We start from the raw sequence: 15,400 nt of genomic DNA, 5'->3' as shown, positions 1-15,400 counted from the left end.
GGTAAACTATATCTAGTTGCCATAGGTCATTAGTATAAATGAACGTCAAGGGATGGTAAGACTAAATCGAAATAGCACAACCCAATGAAGCGTTAAACAATCCTCGGACTTTAGGACGGGGATTTATGTCAATTGATACTCCCCGCATCTATAAGGCGGGGATTATTGTTTTATGGTGCAACTACGACTTGGTTGCGTCCAGCAGACTTAGCACGGTAAAGAGCAGCATCAGCAGCTTGTAGAAGGGCTGTGCCTGTTGCGCCGTGTTTCGGGAAGCCTGCAATGCCGAGTGAGATAGTGAGGTTGCCCAAGTGCTGTCCATTGTATGCAAGAATCAGTGTAGCGATCGCCTCTCGAATCTCTTCAGCCTTAATATTTGTTTCCTCTAGGGAAGACTCCGGCAGAATTAGGGTCATTTCTTCTCCTCCATAGCGACAGGCAATATCTGACCCACGCACGCTTTCTTTGAGTAGTATGCCAATGGTTTGCAGCACATAGTCCCCCACATCATGACCGTAGGTATCATTAAATCGCTTAAAGTGATCCACATCAATCATCACCACACCGATTGGGTGTTGCTTACGTTGGCCACGGGCAATTTCTTGAGTCAAAACTTCTTCTAAATACCGGCGGTTAAATAAACCAGTGAGAGGGTCACGGATGCTTTGATATTGTAAGGTTTCGCGCAGATTTAAGTTAGCGATCGCCAGTGCCACCTGTTCTGCAACAGTGCGAGCAATTTGCCGTTTAGCTTCAGGAAGGGCATTAGGGTGATTGGTACTCAGATAAAACAAACCCAAAGTCTCACCCTGGGCAATCATCGGGATGCAGAGAGTGGTGGCGATCTCCCGACCTGCCGGGATATGCTGACAGCGTAGCCCCAATTGATCGTGGTTACAAGTATGCAACCTACCCCGCCGCAAAGCCCAGCAATCCTGGGGGTGAAAGTCCGGTGCAGATTGTAGGGAATCGCCCCAAGATGAGATAACTTCCACACGGTTTCGAGACGGATTGGTAATGAACACTCCCCCGGAACAGCCAGGAAAAAGGGGTTCTACCAAACTGCTGAGGGTTGCACAGGCTTCTGTCACCGTCAGACAGGCTTGTAGAAAATCGCTGATTTCGCTCAAAATCAACATTTCTGCATGGCGTTGGTCAAGATCGGCAACCCGTTCTTGCAGTTGTTGATTCACTTGCTGAATTGCCTGTTCCGATTGTCTCATTGCCGTTATATCCCGGAAGGTAACAGCAAAACCATCTTCCAATTTGACCGCAATATTTTCAAACCAAGACTCAATACCATCATGGTTGTAGTAGAATTCTCGCTTATAAGGTTTCTCTGATTCCACCACATTGACATACTCATCAAATAGTCCTTCTTTGAGGTTTCCAGGCATTTCCACCAGTAAATGTTTACCAATCAGTTGTTCCGATGAGCGCCCCACCAGTTGACAGGCGGCGGGATTACTTAACAACCATTCAAAGTCAATAATCATCCCCTGGTGATCGCGTACCGCCCGAAACGCCATAATCCCATCCAAAGAACTATTTAAAACACTGGTGAGTTGGATCTGGGAAGATTTGAGAGCCTCTTGAACAGTGACAAGTTCCGTAATGTCAGTGAGTAAGCCAGTTATGCCCATGAAGTTGCTTTGATCATCTAACATCGGTGTAGCTGAGACAATCGCCCACAGAGGAGTTGCATCCTGGCGCTGAAACTTGAAAGGATGCTGTTCCTCAATGCCCTGCTGTCGCCGTTCTAGATAGATTTGGGCTTGGGGGCGATCAGCCAGAGCAATGAAGTCCATCAGCGTAGTACCTGCCATCTGATCCGCAGTGTAGTCCAACATATCTGCCATCCTCTGATTGACAAAGGTAGTCTTGCCCTCTGCATCTAGCATCCACACCCCTTCTAGGGTGGTTTCAATGATGTTACGATAGCGGGCTTCGCTGGCGGCTAGTTGCTGTTGTCCGTATTTGCGATCGCTGATATCTTTGAGAAAACAGTAATGTCCGATGAATTTTCCCTGCTCATCATAATCAGTAATCATGATCACCTGCTTGTAAAACACAGAACCATCCTGACGTATGCCTCTGGCTTCAGCCTCGACTTTGCCCGTTTCCAGCATGGTTTTATAAGCCGATTCCAGTCCTGGCAAATCCTCTCCATAAACTGTCACCGTCCATATCTGACCGATTAATTCATCGGGACCATAGCCACAAATCTCAGCATAGGCGCGGTTGACACTGATATATCTCCCAGTAGTATCTAAGCGAGCAATACCTTCTACAGCGTTTTCCAATATCAGGTTAATGTGGCGGAGGTTATTTTCCGCTAGTTTGCGAGCAGTAATGTTTATATGACAGCCAATCATCCGGAGGGGTTTGTCGTCCTCATCCCAGGAAATCACCTGCCCCGAACTCATTACCCAAACTGTTGAGCCATCTTTGTGAAGATATCTGACTTCGTTATAAAAGGGAATCTCCCCATGACTTTGAATATGTTGCTCAAAACAGGCTAATGCCCTGCTTAAATCCTCTGGAAAAATCAGTTTTTGCCAGCTATTTGGTAAATTTGGGAGTTCGTGATCATCATAGCCAAACATCCGTTTAAAGCCGGAACTGAGGTATTCTTGATTGCCATAAATATCCCAATCCCAATAGCCTGCAAAGATGATTTCTAAGATTTTCTCTAGAAGTTTGAGTTCATAACTGACTTGTTCCGCCTGGCGCTGCATTGCTTCGGCACGCTGATGTTCAATTTCCAGTTGTTTGCGTTCACTAATATCTTGCACCGTATAGGAAAATTGCGATCGCCCACTGTCAGCAATGCCAATAAATTGAACTACTGTTGACAACCAGTAAGTCTGATCCTCGGTTTGATGTTCATATTCAAATTGAATCGGCTGTTGCATCTCCTGGCTTTTATGGTAGTGAAATAACCAACGTTGAATATGTTCTGGTGGAACTCCAATTTCACTAGCCCATTTATAGTCGAGGGCTGCGGGCGAAACCCCAAAAAACTGGAGGTTGGCTGGATTATGGTGTGTATGGAGAATGTCATTGTCTGACAATTCCACCACTCCCAGAATCAAGGGGGACGACTCATAGAAGATGCGGAGAATCGTTGCTTGCTCTTGGAGAGTTTTTTCCACCTGACGTTGGGCTGTCACATCCCGCAAGATGGCGCGGGTGGCAATAGGTATCCCTGCTTCATAGCGGACATTGATACTACCTTCGAGGAGAATCTTCTGCCCTGTTTTACTGACAAAGGCAATTGCCAATCGCTCAACATGGTCAACTGCTCCCGATTGCAATTCCTGAAATATCCTTTGACAATCCGGGAGGCAGTCAGGGGCAATCAGGTTAAATACAGTCAAGGCGGCAAGTTCATCTCGTTCGTAGCCTAGAGTAGTGAGCCAGGCGTGGTTAACATAGAGAAACCGCCCATCCTGCAAAGAGACGCTCTGGATTAGGTCGCTGGCACTGTCGAAAAAATCTTCGAGTTGGGCGTTACTCTGGCGCAGCTTCAGTTCGGCTTGATCCCGTTCGGCTTCCAGGCGTTTATGTTGGCGAATATCCCTGGCAATTTTCGATGCGCCAATTACCACACCGTTTTCATCCCGAATCGGGGAAATGCTCAACGCTACATCCACTAAGCTGCCATCCTTGTGTTGCCGTTGGGTTTCATAGGTATCAACTCGCTCCCCTCGGAAGATGCGCTGCAAAATCAATGCGGCTTCAGACTGGCGCTCTGGTGGGATCAGCATCGTAATTTGCTGACCAATGGCTTCGGAGGCAGTATAGCCAAATAATCGTTCTGCTGCCTGATTCCAACTGGTGATCCTGCCATCAAGGGTTTTGCTGATAATCGCCTCCTGAGACGATTCCACGATCGCTGCCAGTTGAAACCGTTCATCTTGGCTTTGGCGCAGGGCAATTTCTGCTTGTTTGCGTTCGGTGATGTCAATACCGGAGGGAATGAGATGAGTGATCTGCCCGGTGGCATCGTGCAGGGGATTGAGGGAAAAGTCAATGATGATGCGATCGCCTCCCCGCACCTGTATGGGAATATCAAACCGCACGGAGTTTCCTTGCTGGGCTTGGGCGATCGCCTCTCGAATTTGTGCCTGTGCATCCGGTGAGTAGCTCCACCAGTAGGCATCGGCAAAGGGCTTGTTAATGACATCCTCACGGGTAAGTCCAGCGACATCCAGGGGAGCTTGGTTAGCCTCGATCAAAACCCCATTTGGGTTCAATACCCCCACAAAAGCAAAGATACTGTTCAGCACTTGACGCAAAAACTTTTCGCCCTCGCTGACTACTCCCTCAAGCTGGTGACGCTCTCTTACCTCTGCCAGAAAATCAAGATTGGTTTGTTCAAGTTGCTCTGTTCGCATTGCCATCAGAGCAACCAATTTGGCCTTTTCTGTCTGTAATTGTTCAATCAAATATGCTTGGTGAATGGCGATACCCAGATGGACAGCAATCTGCTCCAAGCCTTCCATCTCTTCTATCTGCCACTGACGAGGTGCTGTGCAGTTATGGGCAATCAGCAACCCCCAAAGCTGAGATTCGCGCAGCACTGGAACAACCAGGTTGGCTTTTACCTGAAATTTAGCCAGAAATTCAGCATGGCAGGAGGTGAGGTTGGCGGCTGCAACGTCGGCGATCGCGCGTATCTGTTTCTCTTGATAGGTTTCCAGCCAGCAGGATTCAAAGCAGGTATCATGTACCACCAGATCCACTAATGACCACTGGGGGTCGGAAATAGCTTCTACCACCACTTGACCGCTCCAATCTGGTTCAAACTGGTAGAGCAGAACGCGATCGCACTGAAGAAGCTGATGCACTTCGTCCACAGTGGTTTGTAAAATTGTTACCAGGTCTAAGGATTGACGGATCTTGAGAGCGATGATCGCAATTAAGTAATCCCAATTAAAGTGAACTGAGAGAGTATTGTTATTTTGGTTATCAATATAGATATTCATATTGGTTTGGTACAGTTTTTTCTTGGCATCCAGGCGTTTCCAGCATCTTATCAATTTCTAATCATCACTAGGATTTAAACAAATCGGCTTGAATATTTATAAATCATTGTTTTGAAAACAAGATTGCAGCTATTATATTTGGATGGAATGCGGGGTAAAAAGACTATATAAATATGGTTCTTCGGTAGTTGTTATGCCAAATATGAGTTTATTTACCCCAGAACCCATATAAATAAAGGGTTTCATTGTTTTTGATGCCAAATTTATGTCAAATTCACCAATAAATTAACATAAAATCCTTATATGGCAAGGGTTTTGGAATTTGACAAAATAATTTAGCATACCAAGTGCCGAAGAGCCATAAATATTGGCTCTAAAACTAATCAAAAATTTGTTCTCATCCCTACAGCACAAATCAAAAACCGTATTGCTCAATTGTGTAAACAATACGGAATTAGGTTTGTTGAAACCGAAGAATATTATACTTCAAAAGCATCATTCGTGGATAATGATTTTTTACAAAAAAGGTAACAGGTAACAGGTAAGAAACTTTAGTTGGTGAGTTTCAAGCTCAGTCAAAAAAAAGATGTTTTTAAAAGATGACGAGCAGCGAAAAAAACAGTGTCATTATTTCAATCTCATGTTTAACTCAAACATGAGTTTTTCTGTTCCCTGTTGCCCGTCAAGAGTTCCCTCTGAAGCCAACCTGTCACCAAAAAAACTTTTTCAGCAGTCCCTCTAATTAAGCAATTCTCAAGTCGAATACTTGCTGGTAGGAAAAGATTCTGATGTAGCTTCATTAATAGTTACTGGTAGAACTAATCCTTCTTTAGCCATAATTGCACCCGCAAAACAAACATGAGCTTCTTCCCCAATCCGATCTAAAAACTCATCATTGTGGGCTGGATCATGATGGTAAATTACTAGGGTTTTAACATTGGCAGCTTTAGCAACTTTGATAGCTTCTTGCCAAGTAGAGTGTCCCCAGCCAATTTTCGGTGATTTGGGGTTATTGTACTCTTCATCAGTATATGTGGAATCATAAATGAGGATATCAGCATTGCGAGCTAACCACAATACATTTTCATCTAAATGATCAGCATAATGTTCAGTATCGGTCATATAAACAGCCGCACCACCTCGCCAGTTCACTCGATATCCTACTGCTTCACCTGGATGATTTAAATGAGCCGTTTCTACGATAATGTCATCAATATGGATAGGCTGTCCGGCTTGAACGTCGTGAAAAGTCAAGTTGGACTGCATAATCTGTAAAGGGACAGGAAAGTTAGGATGCAGCATCTGATCATTCAACCGCTGTTCTATAGTTGAACCATCGGGAGCGATCGCCCCATAAATATTAAATTTATTCCCATTGATAAAAGCAGGGGTAAAAAAGGGAAATCCTTGAATATGATCCCAGTGAGAATGGGTAAAGAATAAATGACCCTCTACTGGCATTTGGGACAATAAGGATTTTCCTAAAACGTGTAATCCTGTACCAGCATCAAAAATCAGTTGTTTACCGCCTACTTGCATGGAAACACAAGGAGTATTCCCTCCATAGCGAACGGTATCTAGACCTGGACTGGGGATGCTGCCCCTAACGCCCCAAAATTGTACGTTAAATTGGTTCTCTATCCTAGACATGGGTATTGCTGGCTGGCTGGACTGAGCAGGGGAATAATGAAAACAAATGACTTCTATTGGTTTAAGTGTATGCTGTTTTACCAGTTTTATTCATGAAAACAACATTTTTCGGCTATAAAACTGCTCTACTTGGCATTGAATAGAGGTCAGAGTCAGACATTAGGAATTATCATATAACTCTTTTTTTTTGATACTTCCTATTCTATCTAGTTTACTACATTTACTTAAGTAATAGTTAGTAAAGATTCAGTAAAGTTACTGAAAAGAATTTTCTCCACTTTGGTAGAACTTACTTAAATCTCAGGAAATTTCAATTCCCATGTAGATAACTGATTAAGTCCATGACCATAAGTCAGGTTATATTGCAAAGGAGTAATACTGATGTATTTTTCTTGAATGGCATGAACATCAAGGGGAATGTGGTTTGGTAAATTTAACTCTATGGGTGGTTCTACATCTTCTATTACCTCTCCGGTTAACCAGTAGTAAGTTTTACCTCTGGGGTCAGTGCGTTTATTAAAAACATCAACGTAGCGTCTTATTCCTTGTCTGGTAAAGGTGACACCGGCAATTTCTTCCCAGGATAAGGGCGGAATGTTGACGTTAAGTAACATTAAATCTGGGAGAGGTTGGGCGGCAATTTTGGCAACGAGGATTTCAGCAAATTTGGCTGCTGTTTGAAAGTCCTTGTGAGTATGACTAGTTAAACTAAAAGCAATACTGGGAATGCCTTCTATTAAACCTTCCATTGCTGCCGAAACAGTACCGGAGTAGAGGATTTCTGTCCCTAAATTTGCACCTTGGTTAATTCCAGACAGCACTAATTCAGGTGGAGAATCTAATAAAGCCCATAATGCTAATTTTACACAATCTGAAGGCGTACCATCACAAGCCCAAGCTTTAATTTGAGGATGAAACAGCGATTCCACTATTTCAGCGCGAATCGGTTGAAGTAAAGTTAATCCGTGTCCAGTTGCCGATCGCTCTCGATCTGGACAAACTACTGTTACTTCATGACCCGCTGCTGCTAAGGTGTTGGCTAAAGTCCGAATCCCCAGTGCAGAAATACCATCATCGTTACTGATTAGTAATTTCATTCTGTTATGAGTCAGTGGTCATTAGTCATTAGTTATTGGTTTTAATTGCCTTGTCAGTGTCTTGTGTCACACATCAGCAAAAATCAAGAGTTGTCTGTATGTACTATGCTAAATTACTTTCACAAATATTAAAAATCTCCTTATACAAGTATATCTTATGAATTTATAGATTGATTTAAGATTAATTGGCTATTAAAAACACAATACTAAGTACCTGAGCGGAAAAAACCAAAATGTGTGAAGAAAAGTAAAATCGCCCAAAACTCTCTTCCTGTTCCCTGTTCCCTGTTCCCTTGCCCCAACGACAATTTTTAACGCCCACCTACTTATTGCCAAAACCCTGAAACCCTATTGATATCGTCACGATTTTATTGGGTTTCAGACCTATTTGGGAAAATTGGCAATTTGGGAAAATTGGCAATAGTGTTGAATATCAATAAATCTATATTTGGTATCAGAGATACTGAAGAACTAATATTTTTTATTGCTAATTATATAGTATACTTTTACAAGTATACATCAGTGTTATTGTATACAAAAATTGTTAAATAGTTCTATGTAAAATTTTTTCTCCATAGCACAGTTAATTCATATTATGTTATGATCAAATTCAGTGTTGTTATTCGCACATACAACGGAGAAAAATACTTACCTGAGTTGTTAGAGAAACTGCGATCGCAGATCAACACAGACAATATTTCCTGGGAAATTGTTATAGTTGATAATAATAGTACCGATAACACAGCAAAGATTATTCAACAATACCAGCTAGACTGGAAAAAGCATTTTCCTATTAACTATTACTTTGAATCGAAACAAGGTGCTTCATTTGCAAGACAAAGAGCTATGAAAGAAGCTAAAGCTCCTCTGATTGGATTTCTAGATGATGACAATATTCCCGCACCAGATTGGGTAGCTTCAGCCTATACTTTTGGTCAAGCATACCCTCAAGCAGGTGCGTATGGAAGTCGGATTCATGGAGATTTTGAAGTCCAACCTCCTGAAAATTTTGAACGGATAGCTGGTTTTTTCCCCATCATAGAGCGAGAGCAACAGATTTGCTTTAATCATGGTTTATCTAATCGTTTGGGATTATTTCCTCCAGGTGCTGGCTTAGTAATTCGCAAATCAGCTTGGGATAAAAATGTTCCAGAATGCTTACAGTTGCAAGGTCCTATTGGAAATTCTCTAGCCGCCAAAGGAGAAGATATAGAAGCATTATCGTATATTAAAAAAGCAGGTTGGGAAATTTGGTACAATCCCGCAATGGAAATTTACCATCGGATACCAAAAACTCGTTTTGAACGAGACTATATACTCAAATTTTTTCGTGGAGTAGGATTGAGTCGTTATTGGACTCGGATGTTGAAACACGAACTTTGGCAAAGACCATTCATGATTCCAGTTTATATTGTCAATGATTTTCGTAAGCTTATGTTACACTGGTTTAGGTATCATAACGTAATTGCGACAGATGTAGTGGCTGCTGGAGAAAGAGAACTTATATTATATACTTTGCTAAGTCCTTTTTATTTTTGGAAAAATTGGATTGTGAAAAAACGCTTTGAGAACAAACCATAAATCAGAATTATGAAATCAGGAGAGACCTTAGTTAGTATAATTATTAATAATTATAATTACGGAAACTTTCTGCCAGAAGCAATAGAAAGTGCCTTAGCTCAAACTTATCCTAATACTGAGATTATAGTTGTTGATGATGGATCGACAGACGAATCGTCAGCAGTTATTTGTAGGTATGAAGGAAAAATTATCCCTGTTTTGAAAGAAAATGGGGGACAAGCATCAGCCTTTAACGCAGGATTTCAAGCTAGTAAGGGACAAATAATTTGCTTTCTTGATGCTGATGATTATTACTTAGTAAAAAAGCTCAGTCAAATTGTTGATCTATTTCATCAATACCCCAATGCAGGTTGGATTTTTCATGATTTAGCAGAAGTAGATATCAAAGGTTTTCCTTTAAAAATACCAGAAAACCGTTGTCTCAAAAACTTTGAATATGTTGATCTACGAGAAAATATATTGAAGGGACAATTGCTAACTTATTGGTTTCCTGCCACCACAGGTTTATGTTTTAAACGCGATAATATTAAGCAAATATTACCAATGCCAGATCAATTTGTTATTTCTAGCGATGCCTTTTTAAGGTTAGCTGCAATTCATCTATCGCCGGGCATACTTTCCCCTGAAAAACTTGCTGTTCATCGCAGTCATGGGAATAATCTTTATGCGTTTAAGAAAAATATTGGGGTTGAGAGATCGAAATTATATATTAAAGTCGCATACTATCTCAGAAATAGATTTCCAGAAGTTCAAAATTTTTCAGATAAACTTTTAGCTAATTCCTTGGCTCAACTTATTAATTACACCAGTTTAAATGAAGCTCTTCAGCTTCCTGAATATCAAGAATATCTGAAATATTATCCACAATTAATCTACCGCTTCAATTTGATGGTTAAAATAATTTTTACTTATACTAAACTTCAGGCAAGAAAGATTTTAAATGCTACATTAAATAAAACATAATTTTAGAGCCTTTAGTTATATTAAAAAAACCATGATTAACACAAATTTAGTTCGTAAATTTTTGAGAAATAGCCTTCCAAATCTAGCCCAATCTCTAGTTAATAACAGTTACCTAGAGTCCAAATTTTTCTATCCTAAATACAAAAAATATATAGAAAATTTTCATAACCAGCTACCATTAGTTACTGCCAATGATGCAATAATTATTGAATCTTTGAAACAGCAAGGCATCTGTATAACTACGTTGGAATCTCTGGGAATACCAAGCACAAAAGAATTTGTTGAAGCTGTAAATAGGCTAATGACAGAAATTACTAAAATATCTGAGAAAAAAAGCAGTAAGTTTGCCATTGAGTCTAATTTAGAACAGATCCTCAAATATCCAGAAATATTTACTTGGGGACTTGAAGATAGATTAATCAGTATTGTCTCTAATTACATCGGCGCTCCCATTGCTTATGATACCTTCATGGCACATTTAAGTCTTAATAATGGTAAAGAAACGGCAACTAGACGTTGGCACATAGACAATGAAGACAGGAAAGTTATTAAAATAATTATTTACTTTAATGATGTAGATGATGATGGCGGACCTTTTCAGTATATGCACCCTGAAATTAGTTTATTACTATTGAAAAAAGTCAAAGATAAATACAAATTTTTCTATCATCAAGAAATAGAAGAACTAATACCTAATCATCAACAAGATTGGTTAACAACTTACACAGGGAAAGCTGGAACTGTAATTATTGTAGATACGGCTCATTCTTATCATCGTGGGAAACCTCCCACAAAATATTCTCGCCATGCAGTTACTTTTGGCTATTTAAGTCGTCGCCCCCATCAACCTTTTCGGGCTGCTAGAAATCTTTTATCTAGAGAAGAATTATCTCTGATCGCTGCAAAACTTCCTCCAGAAAAACAAGCTTGCGTTTATTGGCAAGATTCTCTTCCCACTATAGTTAAGTTGATTCCTAAATATTCATACCTTTATTAATTAAAACGAGATTAACTATGTCTGTTATTCGTGATTTGGCAACTTCTGTTTTTTCCTATATGTATGCCCGCAGTCTCAGAAAACAACATCTATATAAATCAAAAAAAGACAAGATTAGAAAGGATGTTGTAGATTTTCAAATTGATGAGAATGTCGGTCTAGAGGTATATTGGAAAGTTCTTAATGTAGCAGAAGGACCGTCTGTAATATTTCATGCTCTTGGCTATGAAATTCTCAGGTTTGATACCTATATCAATGGACAATGGCATTGTCATATTCAACTTATAGAATGTCAACCAAAATGTAAGGAGCGTTTATTTTTACCAGAAACAACAGTTGAAGAGCAAATTGAACGGGCAATTTTTGAACTAGAAAAAAATCTCTATTATTGGTTGCAACGTCATCCTGATCGCCAAATTCGGTTGTTGAAAATTGACCAGACTCGATTAAAAATAGCTACGGAAAAAGCCAGGGAGAAAATGTTAGAATATGCAGAAAAAATCAAAGTTGGATCATCCTCTACTGAAACTGTAGGTTAGTGAATTTCTCAGAAATATTACTTTTAACAATTAATTATGGCATCAATCACACAAACATTAGAAAATTGGACACTACCTCACAAATTATGGAAAACTGTAGCTCCACTTCCCACTCCTCTCTTAGAAAGTGCTACAGCAGTCATTAACAACCAACTCTATATTTTTGGTGGCTTTACATTTAGGTGGCAAGCGACCAAAGATGTATTTGTCTATAATCTCGAAGCAAACCAATGGACTAAATTAGGTGAAATGCCTACTCCTATTACTCATATCAATGCAGTTCTTGATGAGTCGCGGGTGTGGTTTGCTGGTGGATTTGTGGGTAATCATCCTGGACCGACAACAGATGCGGTCTGGCAATATGATGCGATCGCTAATTCTTGGACAGAGGGTATCCCACTACCTCAACCTCGTGCAGGTGGTGGCCTCCAAATTATTAATGATGAACTTCATTATTTTGGCGGATTTGCACCAGATCGAGATACCACTTGTGGAGAACATTGGTCGCTATCACTGAAAGAGGGAATAGAATGGATAGAAAAAGCACCTTTGCCAAATCCGCGAGGTCATGTTTCTAGCATTGCTGTTGGTGATAGAATCTATGCTCTTGGTGGTCAACATCGCCATGACACTAATCCAGTTGATGTTGATTCGGTTCATGTTTATGATTGGGAAAAAGATACTTGGTTAGAGTTAGCTAGTTTACCCGAACCCAGGTCTCATTTTGAGCCATCAACTTTTGTTGTAGATAATTACATCGTTATTATCGGTGGGCGTAACAATCAAAATCCCCACTTATTGAGTGAAAAGCTAACAGATATATTTGCCCATGAAAATGACAAACTAATTGATGATTTTCCCCTACAAATTTTTCTGGCACTGAAGCATTCAGTTAAAGGTTCTAAGTATTATACAGATTTGATTCCCAAAATTACTATCTATGACATCAAACTAGATACTTGGACTGAACTAGCATCCTTACCAACTAATCTTTATGCTTGTATGGCTAATGTGATTAGTAAATGGTTAGTTGTTACTGGAGGTGGTAGAAATAGACATAGTAATATGCAATCTAGAACTTTGCTCAATCAAAGTTTGATAGATATTGTGAAGAACAGAAGTAAATAATCAAAAAGATATAACCTAGCACTATTTGGTTTTTAGTAAATGTGAAATCTGTAAAATTGTTTTTTACTAACTACAAATCTATTTACTTATGATTAAAAAGTCTATTAAAAGTTTCCTAAAATCAATCCGTGATTTAGGTAAACAACCACCAAAACAAAGCTATGAGTTAATTACTCAGATCAGTCAGACAAATATGGAATATGTAACCTTGGGTCGTACTGGACTCAGAGTAAGTGTGATGGGTTTAGGTGGTGGTGGATATAGCAAAATCGGTCAAAGTACAGGCAAAAGTCAAGCCGAATCTACATATCTTATCCGTACAGCACTTGACTTTGGTATTAATTTATTTGATACTGCCGAAGATTATAATACTGAACAAATTATTGGCAAAGCAATTAAGGAGATTAAGCGTGAAGATGTAGTCTTATCTACTAAGAAAAAAGTGCTTAATCAAGATCGCTTAATTACTGGCAAGGAATTAGTTAAAGAAGTTGAAAAAAGCCTCCGAAAATTACAAACTGACCATGTAGATATCTATAATTTTCACGGTGTAACAATAAATCAATATGATTACGTTTTAACAGAACTTGTTCCAGTTTTATTTAAGATGCGAGATGCAGGTAAAATACGGTTTATCGGTATCACAGAAGCATTCGTAAAAGAGCCAAGTCATCAAATGCTACAACGTGCTGTTGAGGATGATTGTTGGGATACCATTATGATAGGGTTTAATATCCTTAATCAATCTGCACAAAAGTTAGTTCTTCCCCAAGCTACTACTAACAATATTGGTGTGCTTTCAATGTTTGCTGTTAGACGAGCATTAAGTAGTGCGACAAATTTGAAAAAAGCAATAATAAAATTGCAGCAAATGGGATATGCTGAACTGGAAACTTTAAACGTAGAGAAACCACTAGATTTTTTGTTTGATGAAGGTGGTGCTAAGAATATTACAGATGCAGCTTATCGCTTTTGTCGTCATCAACCGGGAGTTGATGTAGTGTTATTTGGTACGGGAAATATCGAGCATCTTGCTGCTAATGTAGCTTCTCTATTGCAGCCTCCATTATCTGATAAATATTTGTTGAGGCTGCAAGAATTATTTGCCGATGTGGATAATTTTACAGGACATGAAAAAGTCTAACTATCGTTCTTTTTTAATAAAATAACTCATGAAAAAAAATGTAATCATCTACCGTGATCAATTAATCCCTTACTCAGAAACTTTTATCCCGGCTCAAGTTGAGAACTTCTCATCTCATACTGGATTCTATGTTGGCAATACTCGCTTGCCTAGTGCTAAATCCATGATTTCACCAAACAAAACTATTATTTTGGGAGAACTAGTTTCCCCTCCTGAACTTTGGAAAACCGCCTATAAATTAGCTGAATTCTGTCATCCTAATTGGATAAAACACCTGCAAGCCTTATCCCCCATCTTAATTCATGCTCACTTTGGTTTAGATGGTGTTTTAGCCCTACCCTTAGCCAAAAAATTAAACATCCCTTTAATTGTTACCTTTCATGGTTATTATGCAACAGCAGATATTGATTTAAATCAAAGAAAAACCTGGTATGATTATAGTTTAGATTATTTAAAAAGACGCGGTCAATTTTATCGAGAACTGTATATTAAAAAACGCGATCGCCTCTTTCAAGAAGCTGATTGTTTTATTGCTGTTTCTGAATTTATTCGCTCGAAACTAATTGAAAAAGGATGTCCCCCAGAAAAAATTAAAGTTCATTACATCGGGATAGATATAGATAAATTTACTTCTGTTCCTAATATTCAACGCGAACCTGTAGTATTATTTGTCGGACGCTTCGTTGAAAAAAAAGGATGTGAATACTTAATTCGCGCAATGGCTCAAGTCCAGAAAATAATGCCTAATGTGGAATTAGTTATGATTGGAGATGGACCCTTGCGTTCTACCTTAGAAAATATAGCTGCAAATTCGCTCAATCGCTACCGTTTTCTAGGAGTACAACCTCCTGAAATTGTGAAAGAATGGATGACGCGATCTTTCTTACTCTGTGCGCCTAGTATTACAACCTCTCAAGGAGAATCAGAAGGACTGCCCATAGTCATCCTAGAAGCTATGGCAATGGGATTACCTGTGATTAGTTCTGTTCATGCAGGTATTCCTGAAGCGATAATTCATGAACAAACAGGTTTATTAACCCAAGAAAGAGACTGGGAAGCGATCGCAAAATCTATTCTAACCTTGCTTGAGGATCAACAATTACGAGATAGTTTGGCAATAGCTGGGCGTTCTTGTGTAGAACAAAAATTTAACTTGAAGTCAAATACTGCACAGTTAGAAGAAACATACAACAGCATCTTGGGAAGTTTTTCTAACAGTGAAAAAATGTCTATTGATTAGTCACCTTGAAAGAGCTAGTACCGCAGGGCGGAATTAAAAATTAAAAATTACAAAAGCATATTACACAAGC

General features: G+C 39.5%; 10 protein-coding genes and 1 pseudogene. 8 read left to right on the top strand and 3 right to left on the bottom strand.

Annotation, left to right across the window (positions count from 1 at the left end):
* Positions 1–170 precede the first annotated feature (170 nt).
* Positions 171–4,991 (bottom strand): PAS domain S-box protein, encoded by a 4,821-nt coding sequence (locus FJR04_RS01810; RefSeq protein ID WP_168491273.1) that lies wholly within the window; start codon positions 4,989–4,991, stop codon positions 171–173.
* Positions 4,992–5,351: 360 nt separating this feature from the next.
* Between FJR04_RS01810 and FJR04_RS26005 the strand changes: the two are divergent.
* Positions 5,352–5,510: pseudogene (locus FJR04_RS26005) on the top strand (RNA-guided endonuclease TnpB family protein); the annotation flags it as partial.
* A 234-nt stretch (positions 5,511–5,744) separates the two neighbouring features.
* On the opposite strand, the gene FJR04_RS01800 reads toward FJR04_RS26005, so the two are convergent.
* Together FJR04_RS01800 and surE are read right to left on the bottom strand one after the other, a co-directional pair.
* Positions 5,745–6,641, bottom strand: a complete 897-nt coding sequence (locus FJR04_RS01800) for an MBL fold metallo-hydrolase (protein WP_168491271.1) — start codon at positions 6,639–6,641, stop codon at positions 5,745–5,747.
* Positions 6,642–6,934: 293 nt separating this feature from the next.
* Complete coding sequence (gene surE / locus FJR04_RS01795; RefSeq protein ID WP_168491269.1) at positions 6,935–7,738, bottom strand: 5'/3'-nucleotidase SurE; 804 nt, start codon at positions 7,736–7,738, stop codon at positions 6,935–6,937.
* A 600-nt stretch (positions 7,739–8,338) separates the two neighbouring features.
* Between surE and hpsE the strand changes: the two genes are divergently transcribed.
* The 7 genes from hpsE to FJR04_RS01760 all read left to right on the top strand — a co-directional run bounded on the left by hpsE (position 8,339) and on the right by FJR04_RS01760 (position 15,330).
* On the top strand, positions 8,339–9,319 hold the full coding sequence (gene hpsE, locus FJR04_RS01790) for a hormogonium polysaccharide biosynthesis glycosyltransferase HpsE (RefSeq protein ID WP_168491267.1): 981 nt from the start codon (positions 8,339–8,341) through the stop codon (positions 9,317–9,319).
* A gap of 9 nt (positions 9,320–9,328) precedes the next feature.
* Entirely contained in the window at positions 9,329–10,282 is a 954-nt protein-coding gene (locus FJR04_RS01785) for a glycosyltransferase (RefSeq protein ID WP_168491265.1), read from the top strand.
* A 31-nt stretch (positions 10,283–10,313) separates the two neighbouring features.
* Positions 10,314–11,279, top strand: a complete 966-nt coding sequence (locus FJR04_RS01780; RefSeq protein ID WP_168491263.1) for a hypothetical protein — start codon at positions 10,314–10,316, stop codon at positions 11,277–11,279.
* A 17-nt stretch (positions 11,280–11,296) separates the two neighbouring features.
* On the top strand, positions 11,297–11,818 hold the full coding sequence (locus FJR04_RS01775) for a hypothetical protein (RefSeq protein WP_168491261.1): 522 nt from the start codon (positions 11,297–11,299) through the stop codon (positions 11,816–11,818).
* A 36-nt stretch (positions 11,819–11,854) separates the two neighbouring features.
* Positions 11,855–12,946: a kelch repeat-containing protein gene (locus FJR04_RS01770; protein ID WP_168491259.1), complete on the top strand. Its 1,092-nt coding sequence runs from the start codon at positions 11,855–11,857 to the stop codon at positions 12,944–12,946.
* Positions 12,947–13,034: 88 nt separating this feature from the next.
* On the top strand, positions 13,035–14,090 hold the full coding sequence (locus tag FJR04_RS01765) for an aldo/keto reductase (RefSeq protein WP_168491257.1): 1,056 nt from the start codon (positions 13,035–13,037) through the stop codon (positions 14,088–14,090).
* Between the two features lie 28 nt (positions 14,091–14,118).
* A complete protein-coding gene (locus FJR04_RS01760) occupies positions 14,119–15,330 on the top strand; it encodes a glycosyltransferase (RefSeq protein ID WP_168491255.1) in 1,212 nt (403 codons plus the stop codon).
* Positions 15,331–15,400 lie beyond the last annotated feature (70 nt).

Source organism: Anabaena sp. UHCC 0204 (assembly GCF_009711975.1).
Taxonomy (GTDB): domain Bacteria; phylum Cyanobacteriota; class Cyanobacteriia; order Cyanobacteriales; family Nostocaceae; genus Dolichospermum.
The sequence above is the reverse complement of the archived record's forward strand: the minus strand, read 5'-3'. Positions and strand labels throughout refer to the sequence as shown.